Source organism: Balneola vulgaris DSM 17893 (assembly GCF_000375465.1).
GTDB classification, from domain to species: domain Bacteria; phylum Bacteroidota; class Rhodothermia; order Balneolales; family Balneolaceae; genus Balneola; species Balneola vulgaris.
Genome location: NZ_AQXH01000001.1, coordinates 1,648,988 through 1,665,960, shown reverse-complemented (window position 1 = coordinate 1,665,960; position 16,973 = coordinate 1,648,988). Strand labels below are relative to the sequence as shown.

12 protein-coding genes are annotated in these 16,973 nt (G+C 41.9%); 2 read left to right on the top strand and 10 right to left on the bottom strand.

The window, feature by feature from the left end:
• Positions 1-476 precede the first annotated feature (476 nt).
• From B155_RS0107155 to B155_RS0107110, 10 genes are all read right to left on the bottom strand, one after another.
• Positions 477-845 (bottom strand): DUF3127 domain-containing protein, encoded by a 369-nt coding sequence (locus B155_RS0107155; RefSeq protein WP_018127575.1) that lies wholly within the window; start codon positions 843-845, stop codon positions 477-479.
• A gap of 82 nt (positions 846-927) precedes the next feature.
• On the bottom strand, positions 928-1,155 hold the full coding sequence (locus tag B155_RS0107150; RefSeq protein ID WP_018127574.1) for a hypothetical protein: 228 nt from the start codon (positions 1,153-1,155) through the stop codon (positions 928-930).
• A 236-nt stretch (positions 1,156-1,391) separates the two neighbouring features.
• A complete protein-coding gene (locus tag B155_RS0107145; RefSeq protein ID WP_018127573.1) occupies positions 1,392-2,459 on the bottom strand; it encodes a VOC family protein in 1,068 nt (355 codons plus the stop codon).
• A 38-nt stretch (positions 2,460-2,497) separates the two neighbouring features.
• On the bottom strand, positions 2,498-3,106 hold the full coding sequence (locus B155_RS0107140) for a TlpA family protein disulfide reductase (RefSeq protein ID WP_018127572.1): 609 nt from the start codon (positions 3,104-3,106) through the stop codon (positions 2,498-2,500).
• Positions 3,107-3,168: 62 nt separating this feature from the next.
• Complete coding sequence (locus B155_RS13585; RefSeq protein ID WP_018127571.1) at positions 3,169-4,653, bottom strand: OmpA family protein; 1,485 nt, start codon at positions 4,651-4,653, stop codon at positions 3,169-3,171.
• 215 nt (positions 4,654-4,868) lie between these two features.
• On the bottom strand, positions 4,869-6,212 hold the full coding sequence (locus B155_RS13115) for an OmpA family protein (protein WP_169331281.1): 1,344 nt from the start codon (positions 6,210-6,212) through the stop codon (positions 4,869-4,871).
• A gap of 290 nt (positions 6,213-6,502) precedes the next feature.
• Positions 6,503-7,171 carry a nitroreductase family protein gene (locus tag B155_RS0107125; protein WP_018127569.1) on the bottom strand — a complete coding sequence of 223 codons (669 nt, stop codon included), beginning with the start codon at positions 7,169-7,171 and terminating at the stop codon, positions 6,503-6,505.
• A gap of 16 nt (positions 7,172-7,187) precedes the next feature.
• Entirely contained in the window at positions 7,188-9,347 is a 2,160-nt protein-coding gene (locus B155_RS0107120) for a hypothetical protein (protein WP_018127568.1), read from the bottom strand.
• A 5-nt stretch (positions 9,348-9,352) separates the two neighbouring features.
• Positions 9,353-9,733 (bottom strand): DoxX family protein, encoded by a 381-nt coding sequence (locus B155_RS0107115; protein ID WP_018127567.1) that lies wholly within the window; start codon positions 9,731-9,733, stop codon positions 9,353-9,355.
• 104 nt (positions 9,734-9,837) lie between these two features.
• Complete coding sequence (locus B155_RS0107110; RefSeq protein ID WP_018127566.1) at positions 9,838-11,349, bottom strand: sodium-dependent transporter; 1,512 nt, start codon at positions 11,347-11,349, stop codon at positions 9,838-9,840.
• Between the two features lie 315 nt (positions 11,350-11,664).
• On the opposite strand from B155_RS0107110, the gene B155_RS0107105 reads away from it, so the two are divergent.
• Both B155_RS0107105 and B155_RS0107100 read left to right on the top strand, forming a co-directional pair.
• Entirely contained in the window at positions 11,665-13,176 is a 1,512-nt protein-coding gene (locus B155_RS0107105; protein ID WP_018127565.1) for a S10 family peptidase, read from the top strand.
• 571 nt (positions 13,177-13,747) lie between these two features.
• Positions 13,748-16,942, top strand: coding sequence for a SusC/RagA family TonB-linked outer membrane protein (locus B155_RS0107100; protein WP_083902114.1), 3,195 nt, complete (start codon positions 13,748-13,750; stop codon positions 16,940-16,942).
• Positions 16,943-16,973 lie beyond the last annotated feature (31 nt).

Genomic DNA, 16,973 nt, shown 5'->3' with positions numbered 1-16,973 from the left:
AATTCCAACGGCGGAGATGGTTGGAGGCGTTTAGTTTTATCTTTTTATAACCACTTTACTCTTTTGCTCTCGTTCCCAACGTCCCCCGTTGGGAACGCATTCTAGAAGCTCCAGCTTCGCAAGTAGCGATGTAATTTCTTTCATTTATCCAAACAACCAAAAACGACGTCATCCTGAACAGCGGAGCGAAGTGAAGCGTGATTCAGGATCTTAAGATGGCTATGATTGTGTGAAAGGCTTGTTGGATGAAGCGTTGCTTTAGATTCTTGCAGCGCAAAAAGGATTTCCTTACAGATCCTGAATCAAGCTCAGGATGACCACTTTTGAAGTGTTGATCGCGGCATTAAGTGGATTGTTTACCTCATGCTATTATCCCGCAAGATCCTTCACCGCCTATTGGCGGAGCAGGATGACCATTTAATTTTAAGTTGAGTCTTGTAATATGCTCTGTTACGTCTCTTCGAGAGAGGTGTGAACTAGAAAGGAAGGTCGTCGTCCATGTTATCGAAGCTTTCCGATTCAATAGTAAAGCCTTCAGCACTTGGAGGTGGTGGCGTTGAAGCGTTTTGCTCACCCGTTCCATGTTCCACTTTCCACGCTTTAACATCGGTGTACCAGTTTCCTTTATACTCTCTACTTTGAATGTCGACAGAAACGGTTACAGTAGCTCCTTTTTCAACGGCTTGAGTGTCAATATTTTCGCCCCATTGCGTGATACAAACTTTTTTGGGGTATTTACCGGGCATTTCCAGAATAAAATCTCTTTTTCTCCAAGTTCCGTTTTTTCCTTGTCCGGATTGTTCTTGGAGAATGTCTGCTACTTTGCCTTGTAATTTTATATCCATGATATGTCTAATTGATTGACCTCAAAGATAGACAGAGCTGCCAACAATATCGAATCTGCTTTCAAGCTTTAAGCGGTGATGCTTAGGCTTTTTTCATGCGTTTTAAATAATACTGGTCGAGTGCTTTGGAGATCGAAATGGTTAAGCTATAAGGGATAGCGTAGGTTAAAACGGTAATCACAGTGAGTAATCCCCATTTGCCAATTTCATAACCATAAATGCTTGTAAGGATGATGGAAAAACAAATCCAAGTCATTAGAAATGCTAAACCAATACGATTGGGCCAAGTCTTGATAAATCTATTTTTCATATTGCTCTCTCATTCGTTCGTTGATGTTTAATCGTGGTGTTCTTGATGACACTCTTAAATGCCTGTAGTTCTTACTTTTATCTACAGTTTTTGTTCTGAAATTCGTTCGTTTAGTCCTTAATTCTAATGTTAGCAGAACCAAGTTGTGGTACAAGTTAGAAGCTTCTAAACTTTGTGAACAAAAAAAGAGCGACCCCATTGGAATCGCTCTTTAAAAGGTTATAAGAACAGTTTTTCTACCCTTTCATACGGCTAAAACTTAAGGCCGAAATCATCCAATTTGGGAGATTCTTTTTGGGATCTCGTTTCGTCATATCCACAAACCAGCCAAATTTCTTCATAATGGGCACTTTATGTGTTTCCACGAATTCGATGAGTGTACCATCGGGATCTTCGATATAAGTAAAACGGCCTGCCGCTTCACCCATGTCGAAGCTTTCGGCACTATCTACGGTGAAGGGGAAGCCTTTGGCTACGCATTCGCGCTTTAGTGCATCCATGCCTTGAACATCAAAGCAAAGATGGATAAACCCTAAGTCGCCCCAATAGCGGTCTTCAAAAATCTTACGGGGCTTACGGCGACCGTCTAGTGATTGTACCAACTCAATTTCAGTAGGACCAAATAGCTTGCTGAAACCACCCGTTCTAGTTGCAGAGTGGCGAAGCAGTACGCGGCGACATTTGGTTTGGCCCGAAGGGAGTCCATCAAAATCTTCGAAAATACCTTCCTCATCATACACTACTTCATCATAGCCAAGTACATCAGAATATAGAGTTCGAGCTTTGTCTATATCAGAAGAGCCAATAATAGCCCCCGATACTCCACCTGTTGAGCGGCGTTCTTTAGTTTTGAACCAATCGAGCCCTTTCACCACATTAAAGATGTTGCCATTAAGGTCTTCCACAAAGAAGTTGAGATCGCCAGCAGGGTTCTTTCTTAAGGATGTGAGCACTTTTAAACCGGCCGCATTGAATTCCTGATAGGTCTGTTCTACATCAATAGATTTAATTTTAGCACAGTTGATACCTAGATCACCCAGTTGAAGTTCGAACTCTGCAGCTACAGGAGTACGGCTTGTATATTGCCAAATTTCAAAGCCACCGCCACCTCGCATACTCATGGTTAAAATAGCCGTTCTATCGTGAGGTTTACCTCCGGTATAGGGAAGCATAAGGTCGGCCGTAGCCGAGTCTTCAAAAACTTTGATATCCATTCCAAAATAACGGCGATACCACTCGGTAGCCTCATGAACATCCGGGTTACCGATGCCTATTTGTTGAATCCCAGCTATTACTTTTTCCATAGTGTTTGAATTGATAAATGTTGATGAAGTAGAATGGCTTATAAACTACGAAGAAATTCTTTGAAGGCCGAGGTATTGTAATGAGCCATGCCTTTTCGTTCAGTCACAATATTTCCTTCTGGCGAAATCACATAAGTGGTTGGCACAACAGTTGAACTATACACCCCTGGCTTGGTTCCATTCAGGAAATAGACAGGCATATTGTACTCGTTGCGAGCTATATACCGTCGGGCTTTCTCGTGGTCTTCATCTAATGAAACCATGACAAAAACGATATCTTGCTCGGCACTCATCGACTGATATAGCTTTTCAATATTGGGCATTTCGGCAATGCAAGGTGGGCACCAAGTGGCCCAGAAATTCAGAAATATGGTTTTGCCTTCAAAGGCTTGCAGAGAAGCTGACTCGCCATCGAGGGTCAATAACGGCATATTATATCGAGCTTTTCTGCTATTTGAATCCGTTTGTTCGATATCAGGTTTCATGAGGCCCGTCCATAATAACACTCGCTGTAAGCGTCCAATTACGGGCACATGTAAGCCGGTGGTGTATAGGATGAGAATGATGCTTATGATCACACCCCACTCGATGAGCTCTCGCTTAAACGGCTTTTTGGGTTTAGTTGAAGTAGATGAATCGGAGTTCAAAACAGAAGTTTAGTCATAAAAAAAGCCCCAATGGATGGGGCTTTAAGGTACGTAATATTTGTTTAGTTGTAGGAGAGATTAAGTTCTACTCTACGGTTTCGAATGCGCCCTTCGGCCGTTTCATTTGTGGTAAGAGGTTGAGTTTCTCCATAGCCAATGGCCTTAATGCGATCGGCGCTTATGCCCCCTTTCACTAAATAGGTCTTTACCGCTTCAGCACGCAATTGCGACAGTTGTAAGTTATAACCATCATTCCCACGGTTATCGGTATGACCTTCTATACTCAATCGAAGGTTTTCATCTTCTTTCATGATATCAATGAGTACATCAAGGTCATCAAGAGAGGTAGCATCAATTTGTGATGAATTGGTGGCAAAGAGGAGGTTGTTGAAAATTACATCCAACTTACGGCGCACTTCAACATCAACATCAGGGCAGCCTTTGTTGGGCTTTGAGCCTTGAAGGGTTGGGCATGCGTCTTCTTTGTCGATGATGCCATCGTTATCGGAATCCGGACATCCACCAAATTTTGAGGTGCCTGCAAAAGCGGGGCATAAATCCACAGAGTTTTTAATACCGTCGCCGTCATCGTCAGGGCAACCTTCGGTGCTTTCCGGTCCTTTAATTTGCGGACATACATCACGGGTATCAGGGATTTTATCACCATCGGAATCGGCGCATCCACCAAACTCTGCGAGTCCTGCGATATTCGGGCACTGATCTTTATTGTCTGGGATGAAATCGCCATCTCTATCATTACAACCATTAAACTGGGCGGTACCAGCTATGGTAGGGCAATCATCTTTGCTGTTGATGATACCATCTCCATCATCATCTGGGCATCCGTTCGTTTGAGCGCTTCCAGCCAGCGTTGGACAGGCGTCTACTTTGTCTTTTACGCCATCCTTGTCAGCGTCTTTAGCACCCGTAAGTCTAAACTTTAGTCCAACCGAATGAATAAGGAAGTCGTCATGATCACGATCATCAACAAAAGGTCCTTCGCCGGCATATTTAACCCCGTCGATGTAATCGTTGAAAGTTCGGTTATAGGTCGACTTGAACACTAAAACAGCGCCATCCGATAGTGGGATATCAAAACCAGCTACAAGAGGGACTTGAAACGAGACATTATCGTCAACGTCTTCAGAACCGCCGGTGAAGTATGTGGCTCCAGCACCTGCGCCTATAAATGGCTGAAGAGGAGCGTCTTTTCGAAAGATGATATCATTCGCAAAATTGAACTGCAGGTTTAAATTATTAGCAAAAAAGTATTTTCTGAAGGTCTCAGGTGGGTAGTCGTTATCGAGTGAACCAAAGTCGAAGGTGTAATTTATATCGAAGGAGTTATTCAGAAAGAAATGAAGCCCAAATCCACCTGAAAGGTCTTTAGCTACATCAAATTGCATCATTTCATTGGCATAATCGCCGTCGTATTGATGGTGCCCTACATTTAGAGACATCCAAACTTTCTCATCTTGAGTTTGAGCGTTAAGCGGAGTGAGGGGAATCAACAATAGGCTGAGTAATAGTATCCATCCATGTTTCATAATCTGTCCTATAAGTTTAGAATTGTCGATTGAATCCAAAATGTGCATCAAAGTTCCCGTTGATGCTAATTAGGATGTAGTAACCTTTAATGATTAGAAGGGTTTAAGGAATTATCGGAAGATTAACAGATCACTAAAACAGATGAGAAAGGTGGGAAATAAAAAAGCCCTACTCGAAATGAGTAAGGCTTTTAAATACTTGAATGCAGAGCTAATTAATTATAACTCAAAGTTAATTCAACTCTACGGTTCCTCGTTTTACCATCTTTTGAGGTATTAGAGGCGATAGGCTTCGTTTCGCCATATCCTTCGGTTTCAATGCGCGAAGAATCAATTCCTTTTGAAACAAGGTATTGCTTTACCGCATTAGCTCTATCAATAGACAGTTGCATGTTGTACTCTTTAGTATCTCTACTGTCGGCATGACCTGCAAGGTGCAAATTCAATTCTTTATCATCTTCTAGAATGGTATAAAGCTTATCTAGCGATTCCATTGAAGACTCATGAATTTGAGCTTTATCAGTTGCGAAATAAATGTTATTGAAAATCAGATTTACTTCTTTTTCAATCTCAGCTTTAACGGCTGGGCATCCTTCATTCTGCATGGTCCCTTTTGTATTTGGGCATGCGTCTACTGCGTTACGAACTTTGTCGCCATCACTATCTGGACATCCGTTGGTTGCAACAGTTCCAGCTACGTTAGGACATTGGTCCGCTTTATCCGACACACCATCGTTGTCGCTATCCATACATCCGTTAAACTCTTTCGAGCCAGCAATGTTTGGGCATTGGTCTTCATAGTTAGCAAGACCATCGGCATCAGTATCAGGACATCCTTGAAATTCAACAAGTCCTGCTTGGTTTGGACATCTGTCTTCAGAATCAATTACAGTGTCACCATCTCTGTCTGGACATCCATTAGTTGCAATAGTTCCCATAACTGTTGGGCATGCATCTTCTGAATCACGGATTCCATCTTTGTCAGAATCTTCAACTTTCCCTAAACGGAATTTTAGTCCAATTGTGTGAATTAAAACATCATCGTGGCTCTGATCATCATAGTCATAACCATCAATACCATCTTCGAACGTACGGTTGTATACCGATTTAGCAGTGAATGATACATTATCACTTAGTGGGATATCAAAACCGGCACCAAATGGAATGGTAACAGTACTTACAGCAGGCGAGTTGTTAGGTACAGATCCTTTCTCGAACCATGCATATCCTAAACCACCTAATAAGAATGGCTGAATAGCTGCGTCTTCTTCAACGATATAACCGTTGGCAAATTTATACTCAGCAGTAATATTGGTGTTAATCATATACTTACTGAATTGAGCGGTAAACTCGTTATCTACACGTCCTAAATAAAGACCCGCATTTAAGTCGAATGAAGGACTTAAATAACGATCGATAGCAATACCGCCACCCATGTCTTTTGGTATGTTGAATTTACCCATTTCAGTATAACCATCTGCGTCAATCTCATTGTGACTGAGGAAGATGCTTATCCAGGTTTTATCTTCAATTGTTTGTGCTTGTGTTGTGTCTGGCATTGTCATTGTTCCACAAAGAACAATGAAGCAAGCCGCTAATATCTTCTTTAACATTTATCTATTGTTTAAAGGTTAATGAACCGTCGCTCGGTTCCTCTCTCGTTAGTATTTCTATTATACATAAAGGGTTGTGACGGCTATTGTTCCGAGAAACCTTAATTTTTTAAGAATAAATGAGGTTTTTGCTCGTTTGGAGGGAGTTTTTTAGGAAAAAGAGAGAAAAACGAGTGATTTAGAAGGGAGAAACCCCCTAGAAGTACTAGAGGGTTTGAATAAATAACACGGCGTATTTAAAGAAAGGAGCTGATATCTGAAAGAGGTTTTTTTGTGATATCAGGTACTTCAACCCCATCAGCGGGATAGCCAACCACAAGTAGAAGGAAAGCCTTTTCGTTGGAAGGGCGCTCCATAATTTCATTTAAGAAACCCATTGGGCTAGGCGTATGAGTAAGCGTTGCAAGCCCGGCATTATGCAGTGCTGTAATTAACATACCAGTGGCTATTCCAACCGACTCTTTCACATAATAGTTTTTCTCTTTATTACCCTCTTCGTCTAGTTGGTAGCTTTGGGCAAAAATGCCAATGAGGTACGGAGCCGTTTCTAGAAAAGGCTTGTTTTCATCGGTATTAAACTTAGCGAGATCATCGAGCCAGTCTTGAGGTGCGCGACGATGATAAAACTCATGTTCTTCATCTTCGGCTGCTTCACGGATTTTCTTCTTTATATCCGCGCTTTCAACAACGGCAAAATGCCACGGCTGTTTGTTGGCTCCATTTGGGGCGGTGCCAGCGGCTAATAAACAGTTTTCGATTATTTCGCGTGGAACTGATCGGTCTGAAAACTCACGAACCGTTCGGCGCCTGCATAAATCTTCATAAAAACTTTTCGCGCGTTCTTTCATTTCCTCCACAGGATACTCTTGGTATGCTGTATGAGGTACAAATTTGTGTGACTTCATAGTTCGTGTGTGTAATCTATCTACTTTGTGAATTATAGCTTAATGGTACTGAATATTGACTATAAAAGGCACGCCATTCTTGAAGTTCATGTAAGCGTTCTTGGTATCTGGCTCTAAGGGGAAGCGCCTCTAACTCTATCAACCATTCATCGGCCAATTCAAACTCTCCTAAATAGATGAGTTGATCTATTATTTGTTCGTAGATATCAAACCAATCCGTATGCAATGAATCTTGAAGGAGTAAAGTGGCTAGCTCTACTAAATATGGATGCTGTGCTAACTCAATGGCTTTGGCGGCGAGCAATAACCTATTTGGTGTATTAAGACTTGGAATGACCTCCAGACTCGGTAATTCGTTATGATATCTGGCCTTCGCGAATGCTGTTGCATTGAGTGAGTCGCTGCGCAGCATGGTTGAATATTTGAAGTTCCGCGCTTTGGTAGCGGCTAACTTCGGCTCAAGCGCAGTGTATATTTTTTGAGCTTCATTATAGTTAGCAGCCAAGGTATAAGTATCGCCAAGCAGCAATTGAAGAGTATAAAGGCTGTCTGTGCTGCTCCCATCATATTCATAAAAGATGGAAGCGTATCGTTGAGCTCGTAACTGTTGAACAACCCATTCTCTTTTGAATAAGGCATTGGTCGAGTTTTCAGCATATAGCTCTTCAATGAGTTTTTGACTGGTTGTGGTATCCTCATTGATAACTGCTAATTGGTATCGATCCCATAGCTGAAGTTCTTTGGGGATGGAATGCGGACAGTTTCTTTGGAAGAGTGAACGCTGGCTGAAAATGAACTCGGATATCTGCACATCTACCGAATCAATTTTGATGGGTGGTAAGGTATTTCGCCATTCTGTAATTAATGAATCTAATGGCTTGTTGTAGGCCGATTCAAAATCAGTAGCAGGGTAGGCTTCTTTGAAGTTTTCAGTTGGATATTCTTTCAAAAGGTAAGCCACAAAGGAACCGGCTGTGGTGTAGCTCACGGCTGATGCCGCAGAATAAAAACCAGAGATAGTTAGAGCGGCTTTCATCTGTTCGTTGGTCGGATAGGGAGGATTTGCAGCTATTATCTGATCTAAGGTAGATTGAGGGGATGCATCTTTTGCAACGGCTTCGGCAACCCCTTCAATTAGACCAATGCTATAGCTTCCATTAAACAAATCGTTGCCAAATTGTTTGCTCAACACATGAACTAACTCATGTTTAAGTACGCCTTCCAATTGTTGTTTTGCTATGTGAAGCTGGTCTTGCTGTAACCAAATAGGTACATAGCTAGTGAATTTTGCCCCCGTTAACCGTTTCTTTTGCCAAGCATGAGCATATAAATAGCTTTCAATCTTTCGTTCTTCAGGCCATGCTATCTCTAGTGCAGTAATTACCTGTTGAAAATGAAATTCATGCCGTGCTGCCCAATACGCAACTTCTTCTGCTGAATAGGTATCCTCTTCAAAATAGAGATCAAAGTGCTCGGTTGAGAAATGATTTGATAATTGTTCTTGTAAGCTTTCATTGGGAGTGATGATGCCCTGCTCACTAAAGTTGAGATAGCAAAATTGAAGTGCAAAGAGGGCTAGGAAAGTAATGGCCGTATTAATTTTGGAAGTATTCCAACCTGGGATGAACCAAAAGAGGAGTGCCCAAAGAAAGGTGGTAGTTCTGTAGAATAGTAGTGATTCTCCCACCACGATGGCTTCATCATAAATAGGTCCTGGCCACCAACCCCAAACGTGATTAAAGAAATACACTTGAGGAAGAGTTATGAATTCTAGGTAGAGCTCAAGTAGTGCGATAAAGCTAAGAATGACGCAGGTGATTAAGAAGGACCGTTTTAGCTGAAAGCTCTGTATCAATCGAGCTAATGCAAACCCAAATAGAATGGATGGCAACGGTAACAGCAGCCAGAGCGCAAAGCCATCAAATGATAAGCATCCAGCAAAAAGGCTGAATAAAAAGGGAGCCAAGCCTATAGCATAAATGTGAGCAACGGTCTTTGTTAGGTGTTTAAATTCATTTTTATGGGAGGTGTTGCTTCCGCGATAAGCGGCATAAAAGCAGCCAAGGATGGCGGCTACAAAAGCGGATTCAAAATGAAAATCTTTAAGTAGTGGGATAAATAGAAAAAGGAACCCAATACCACCAAAAAAAAGATAAGGTCTGATTTTCTTGATCATAGTTTCTACTTAATTGCTGCCCAGTATATCCAATACATAAGCACGAATTGCAATGGTAAACGAAGGAAGGTAAGAACAGTATAGAGTGAAAATGGATCTTTCTGATAGCCCTTGATAAACATTTCAATATTTGCAGGAAATACGGCTACGAGTAAAAGGATGAGTCCCCAACCAGCAAACTCTCGAGTAAAAGGCATGAGTACTCCTAATCCACCAAGGATTTCAAAAACACCACTCCAGAATACCATGGCTTTATGATTGGGGATATACTCGGGCATAATTCGAATGAAAAAGTCCGGGTTAATGAAATGATATATCCCAATAGCTATGAATATGCATCCAATGAGGATTGATTGTGAAGCTGGTGTAAGCAGTGTGTTCATCATAGAGATAGGGTAAACAGTTCAGCAATTATATCCAATGAAGAAGCATAAAAAAAGCCCACTGCTTTTGAAACAGTGGGCTTCGATAAGATTGATTACTTAACGACTTAGGAAACAGGTGTGCTGGATTCCATCGTCTTTTTAACAAGCTTACTATTGTAGAAATACAGTAGTCCCATCGCGATTCCCCATTGTACAATGATGGTAGCAACCGAGAAGGAGCTCAATGGGTTGTACCAGCTATCCGGTGCGTATGATGTCACACTTAGGTAAATCCACCACCCTAGTAAAGTGATAACCTCAACAGGTACTACATACTTGATGATAATTTCCCACCACTTGCCTAGCGAATGACTTTGCTCGCCGTTGTTCACAATTTCGGTAGCAAACTTCTTTGGTCCGAATTTGATAACAGCAAACGACATAAATGCACCAGAAACCATCAGGCCAACCGACCAAACGAAATCTTGGTTTGCTAAAATCTCAGTAGATAGTGCTGAAGGCATTCCTAATAAAAAGCCGGTTACACATATACCAATGGTCGCTTTCTTTCTTGAAACACCCATATCCACAAATACACGGCTAGCAAGCTCAATCATTGAGATAAGGGAGCTAAAGGCCGCAAAGGTTAATCCTAAGAAGAATAGGATTCCGAAGATCGAACCACCCGCCATTTCATTAAAGAGCTGTGGCATCCAAATAAAGGTTAGTCCCGTTGATGCAGGCCCAGATGTCTTCATAACCTCAAGGATTTCACCATTACTCATGGTATTTCCGAGCGTACCAAATACGGTAGCAAAAATAGTCATGGCCGCTAAAATAGATACCATGTTATTACCAATACCTGTTTGGAAGGCACTAATGGTAATATCATCTTTAGAGCGCATATAGGCACCATAAGACAGAATTAAACCCCAAGCAGCACCGGTATCCCAAGCATTTTGAGTTAGTGCTTCAAGCCAAAGTTGCGGTTCCGTTAAGGATGACCAGTCTGGAGTGAATAAATAGGTAAGTCCAACACCACTACCCGGTAAAGTAACGGCACGGATAAGAGAAATAACTACAATAAGTAGTAAGGCGGGAATGAGGAGCTTGTTGATTTTTTCGATGGATGAAATCCCTTTCATCACGATAAAACCACCACCTAACATCATTAGGGCGTGAAATACAGAAGGCAACATGGAATCTTGGAAACCGTTCCAAACCATATTGGCTTCTTGTAAACTGGCGGGCATGGTTGCCGTCACAGATTCAATTAAATAGAAAAGCGACCATCCGGCAACTACACTATAATAGAACATGATGGCGGTAGCTACGAAGCCTATAAAGGCTCCCATCCAACCAAATTTAGAACCAACAAGTTTAACAAAAGATCCTACTACACCTTTACGTCCGTTTCGGCCAATACCATATTCGGCAATGATAAGTGGGATCGAAAAGAGGAAGAGACAACATAACCAAGCAATAAGAAATGCTCCGGCGCCCTCCTCACCACCATTTTGTGCAGCAATTCTAGGAAATCTCCAAATGTTACCGGTACCAACAGCGATACCCAGCACACTTAAGATCATTCCAAGTTTAGATGAAAACAGGTTATTACTCCCTTTTTCAGAACTCATAAATAATATTTTTCAGTAAAAATTTAATTGTCGATTTACAGCATAAGAGCGCCAAATAACGATTATATGAGGCAGATTCAAATTATAGGCCAGATTATTACGTGTTTTAAAGACTTTTCGCCCTGCTTCTTTGCATGTATCTATAGGAATAGCCACTTACAGAAAACAGCCTACAATCCTTACATAAAACCGTAAACAAGCCAATAGTTTCAATTTTTAATTCTTGTAAACAAAAGAGGTGCTTTTTGGATATCTGTGTTGGGGGAACTATTCTCGCAAGGATTAGGGAATTACTAACAAAGCGAGGATAAAAATATGAAGACAAAAAAAGTTACTACAGTTTGGAAGAAAACGTCTTGGTTGTTGATGATACTTCCATTGATGTTTACTTCTGTTGAGGCACAGAAAAGATCTCTACCTGCGGATACATCCATTGTTAAAACAGACAAAGTAATGGTGAAGGGAAAAGAGATATCATACAAAGTTACGGTGGGTACTCAGCCCGTGTATGGAGAAGATGGGGAAGCCGATGCGGCCTTGTTCTACACCTATTACGAACGTACCGATGTAAAGAACAAAGAAAAGAGACCGATCTTTATCTCCTTTAATGGTGGACCTGGAGCGGGATCACTTTGGATGCACTTGGGATATACTAGCCCAAAACGATTAGTAATTGATGATGAGGGCTATCCCGTGCAGCCATACGGAATCCAAGACAATCCGCACTCTATTATAGATGTGGCTGATATCGTATATGTGAATCCGGTGAATACAGGTTTTTCGCGCATCTTAAACGATGGTAAGCCAGAGCAATTTTTTGGGGTGAATGAAGACCTAGCCTACTTGGCTGATTGGATTGATACTTTTATCTCACGGAATGAAAGATGGAGGTCGCCGAAATACCTTATTGGTGAAAGTTATGGAACTCCACGAGTTTCAGGATTGGCGGGTCAGCTTCAAGGGCGCCATTGGATGTTCTTAAACGGTGTGATCTTAGTATCTCCAACAGGTCTTGGCTTGAACCCTGCAGGCCCTGTTCCGATGTCATCCATTTTGAAAGTGCCATACTACACCGCAGCGGCTTGGTATCATAAGCAACTACCTAGTGATCTACAGAGCAAAGATTTGGATGAACTTTTACCTATGGTGGAAGACTTTACACTAGATGAGTTATTGCCAGCGCTATCAAGGGGAGGGTTCGTTGAAGATGCCGACAAAAATTCCATCGCCAGAAAATTAGCCCGATATATAGGCCTTAGCGAAGACTTTGTATTGGATTATAATTTGGAAGTACCTGCCTCTGCTTTTTGGAAAGAGCTAATGAGAGATGAAGGCTATACGATTGGCCGTTTAGATTCTAGATATACCGGTATCGATAAAACAGACGGTGGTGATAGTTACGATTACCCGGCTGAATATTCATCTTGGAAGCATTCATTCACTCCAGCCATCAACCATTACGTGCAAGATGTGCTAGGTTTTAAAACAGACTTGCAGTATTACGTGTCGGGGCCAGTAAGACCATGGAATAGAGACGGTAACCAAACCGGTGAGATGCTTCGAAAGGCTATGGCAGAAAACCCATACCTGAAAGTATTGGTGCAGTCAGGATACTATGATGGAGCTACCGATTATTTTTCAGCTAAATATACGATGTGGAATCTCGACCCAAGTGGCAAAATGCGAGATCGCTTTAAGTTTGAAGGCTATAGAAGCGGGCATATGATGTATTTAAGAACAGAAGATTTAGCTACATCGAATGAACACATTCGTGAATTCATCAAAAATTCACTACCAGCAGAAGGAGTTCCAGCTCGATATAAATAAGTAAAATTGCGACGGTTATTTGAAGCACTCATCGGACTACGGTGAGTGCTTTTTTTATGGAGCTTGTTGAGCGTAAAAATTGAGGAAGAATACTCGCCTATATTTTCAGTGCCTACAAACTTTGACACACACGGCAATTAAAGTGCTCTTAGTAATAACTCCCATAAAAATTAGCTCTTAAAGGTTTAAAGGGCGTTCAATTTGCTTTACTTCTTTTAACAGAAGGGCCGTTGATTAAAAATATTTTTGTGAGATTTTGCACAACGCCTTTTCAGAGGCGAGAAGAGTTCGGTTTAAAGTCAACCAAATTGTTCGTTTAAAAGTGAAATTATTAGGGAAAAATATAGGGTCTATCACCCCACTTCAACTCGCGGACTTCTGGTTTATTGTTTGAGCCGGATAGAAAAATAGTTGCTGATCTAAAAAAGCAGCTCAGGGAAACGGAAAAGTAGTCTAACAATACTTTTATCGATTTGAACACGAAAAATACTAACACGAGTACAAACTAACTCAGCTAGCCTAGCAATAGGGTGGTCAAAGATTGGTGTATTCGATAAACAACAGGAGTTCTATGAAAAGAGCGATACAATCTCTTTTACTGTGTTTCGTCGCGCTTATAGCAAGCGAAGCAATGGCTCAATCTGGTGTGGTAAGAGGTACCGTAATGGATACCAACGATGAGACCATACCCGGAGTAACCGTAATTATTCAATTGGATGCAAAAACACTAGGGGCTATAACCAATGCCGATGGTGAATATGTATTAAATAGCGTGCCAGCAGGCGTTCCATTAACTGTAACAGCACGAAGTGTTGGCTTCCGCTCGGAAGACAAAAATATTCAATTATCAGCAGGAGAGGAGTTGCAGCTCGATTTCACACTCTTCCCTAGTACCCTTAACCTCGACGAATTAGTAGTAACTGGTACCGGTGCTGCCGTTGAGCGACAGTCGGTTGGTCATACCATCTCCTCTGTAAAATTCGAGGATGTTGAAAGTGTGGCTTCAAATTCTGTACAAGATGCACTCTTAGGAAAAGTATCTGGGGTTAGCATAAACGGACAGGGTGGTGCTGTAGATCAGGAGCCTAAAATCAGAATTCGTGGTACTTCTAGTTTATCGATGAGTAACCAGCCTATCATCTATGTTGATGGAGTTCGCGTTGCTGGAGCCGGAGGATTTGCACCGGGCGTAAATGCCGATATTGGGGCGCCTTCAGGGCTCGGTAATATCAATTTTGATTCTATTGAACGAGTTGAGATCCTAAAAGGACCAGCAGCCGCAACCTTATATGGTTCGCAAGCAAATGCAGGGGTAATTCAGATTTTCACCAAGCAAGGTAGCCAAGAATCAGCTCCTCAGTTTGATATCGAATTGAACACTCAGTTCATTCAAATGCCAAACCGATTCAAAGCCAATACTGGTTTTGTTGAGTCTGCTTCAGAGCAACAAAATGTAAAAGACATCTTGGGATTAGAAGTAGATTTTTATGAGCCTTTTGAGTCACCTATTCAATTAATTGACCTCTACGGATTAGGAATGGGACAAGAGATTTCAGGTTCAGTGCAAGGTGGTGGTAAAGGGATGACGTACTTTGCTAACCTTCGCTATACTCATACTGACGGACCTTTCGATCCAAGCCCAAGTAACTTTAATGGCGGCGCCATTGGTGATGCGAATGACCTTTACAAGAAGTTCTTCTTTAACGGGAATTTGAATTTAATTCCATCCAATGATTTTACTCTTAGACTTCAAACCGCTTACACCAACTCAAACACGAGTATCTACGAAAGTGGTATTACAATCTATACTCCAACAAGTACGTCGCGCTATGCAAAGCCTGAACGTGTGGGCCAAGCGAGTCAGTACGATACGTTCGGTATTCCATTCTTCGCAACAGTTCGTGAAGGTACCTATCCTGAAGTAACAGATAACACCAACCAAGGTCGTTTTGTACTTCAAGCAAACTACTTACCCTCTGATGAGGTTTCAATCGATGCATCGATGGGACTTGATTACAGAGATCAGCGTAGTAGAAGATTTGCTCGTTTCCAGTATGCCGTAGATGGTGTAGCACCAACCTCGGATGGTTCGGTAACTATTGGTACTCGTCAGCAGTTAGTATGGAGCTTCGAGAGTAAAGTAAACTGGACGAAAAACTTTAACGAAGATGTGAAGTCCACTTTCGTTGCAGGTTTCCAAGGTTCGCGTGATGAGATTAACTCATCTACAGGATCGGGACAGAATTTCTCAGGACCAGGTCTTGAAGTGTTAGGAGCAACGGCTTCTCAAACGGCATCATCGTCGTTCTTAGAAGTAGTTGATTTAGGAATGTTCGTTCAAGAACAAATTGATTACAAAGATTACCTATATGTAACAGGTGGATTAAGATTGGATGCTAGTAGTGCTTTTGGTGATGAAACCAACTACGCTACCTATCCTAAAGTTTCTGTTTCGTTCTTACCAACAGATGCTTTTGATTTTGAAATTCCAAGTGTATCAACTTTCCGTGTTCGTGGTGCATGGGGACAATCTGGGCAGCAGCCTGGAGCCTTTGACCGCTTCACAACCTATGTACCTGTTAACTCACCCGACGGTGCTGGTGTTGTACCAGGGAACTTAGGGAATCAAGACTTAAAGCCGGAAGTAGCCACTGAGTGGGAAATCGGTTTTGAATTAGGCTTCATGCAAGACCGTGTTGGTTTTGAAGCAACCTACTGGGATCGTGTAGTACAAGACGCTCTTATTGATAGAACCTATGCGCCTTCAGGTGGCTTCACTACTCCACAGTTAACTAATGCTGGTGAGCTGATTGCGAGTGGTTTAGAACTTTCGATTAATGCGGATGTAATTCAAAAGAAAGATTTCCAGTTGAATGTATTTGCGAATGCAGCGTATCTGTACGAGCAAGTGAATTCATTAGGTGGAGCGCCGCCAATTAAGATTGATGCGACTTATGTACGTGACAGAATGTACATCAAGGAAGGGTATGCGCCAGCTTCTTACTTTGGTGCAATGCTTCCATCCGGAGTTGCTTTCCCATTTGATACCAACCAAGATGGTATTCCTGATAGCCAAGCAGAACTCGAAGCGTACTTCGCTGGTCCGGTAAACCCAAGTGATTTCAACTCGGCAGTAATGGTAGCTGGCGAAGATGGCCAAGCACTACCAGGGGGTTCTAGTTACTTAGATCACTATCTCGGTAAGCCAACGCCAGATTGGGAAGGTTCATTTGGTTTCATGGCTAGCTTGCCTAAAAACTTCTCAGTAAGCACGCGTTTCCAGTATGCAGCGGGTAACTACTACCACCATAACTTAACAGGGGCATTCAGAAGAACGAACTCAGGTATCGGTAGAAACTTCATGAAATCTACAGAGCTTGAAGCCATTCTAAAGAACCCCGCAAGTACTACTCAGCAGCGAATTGACGCGGGTAGAAAATGGGTAACAGAAATTTTAGCACTGTCGCCATTTGATGGCTTGAATGAAATTGAGAAAGCGGATTACATCCGTTGGAGCAATTTGAGCATTTCTTATGCGGTGCCAAAAGAGACTTTAGAAAAACTAGGAGTTAAAAGTGCTTCTATTACCGCAACAGGTAATAACTTAGCTCTTTGGTCTAAATACAGTGGCGTTGACCCACTTGCTACCGGTGAAGCAAGCCGTGGTGGTGGAGCTTCTCTACGTGAAAACTTTGGTGGTGGAATGGATACCTACGGTACCCCACTACTAAGGAGCTATTCCTTAACACTGAAATTTGGCTTCTAAGCTAAACAGTGATGAGAAAAATTAATACAAA